At 47.3% G+C, this 871-nt stretch carries 2 pseudogenes; both read right to left on the reverse strand.

Annotated elements, in window-relative coordinates:
• Positions 1-223, reverse strand: a pseudogene (locus tag A3729_RS05240) (3-hydroxyacyl-CoA dehydrogenase); the annotation flags it as partial.
• A gap of 13 nt (positions 224-236) precedes the next feature.
• Positions 237-871 (reverse strand): annotated as a pseudogene (locus A3729_RS05245) (acetyl-CoA C-acyltransferase); the annotation flags it as partial.

Consider the following 871-nt stretch of genomic DNA (forward strand, 5'->3'; position numbering starts at 1 on the left):
GGTCATCAAGGTTGCCACCGGCAAAGAAAGTCGACTTATTTGAACGGAATAGCACACCTGCGAAGTCTTCATCACGAAGTTGTTCGACTGCTGCGCATAAGGAGTCTGTAAATTCCTGGTCCATTAAGTTGGCACCGGAATTGGGCTTATCAAGAATTAAGTGAACGATATTATCTTGATCTTTTTCTACAATCACTGAACTCGTGTTGTTATTTATACTCACGGCCGTTCTCCTCTTAAACTCTTTCGATAATCGTTGCGATACCCATGCCACCGCCGACACACAAGGTCGCTAGACCAGTCTTTAAGTCACGCGCTTCGAGCTCATCTAGTAACGTACCCAAAATGATTGCGCCTGTTGCGCCTAAAGGGTGACCCATCGCGATTGAACCGCCATTAACATTTACTTTTTCTTCACTCACTTCTAGTTCGTCCATAAAGCGCATGACCACAGAGGCGAATGCTTCGTTCACCTCGAACAAGTCGATGTCCTTAACGTCCATGCCAGCTACTTTAAGTGCTTTTCGTGCAGCGGGCGCAGGACCTGTGAGCATAATCGTCGGGTCAGTTCCAACAACAGCTGTAGAAACAATACGAGCCCGTGGTTCCATACCGAATTTTTTACCAGCAGCCTCACTACCAATTAAGACAGCTGCAGCACCATCAACAATACCCGAGGAGTTACCAGGTGAATGGATGTGATTGATTGACTCAACTTGCGGATAACGCTGACGAGCAACACCGTCAAAGCCCATCTCGCCCATCATCTGGAACGAAGCTTTTAACTTACCCAAGGTCTCCATGGATGCATCCGCCCGAACCAACTCATCGTTCGCTAAAATTTCGATACCATTACGATCAACGACCGGCA

Source organism: Oleiphilus sp. HI0043 (assembly GCF_001634935.1).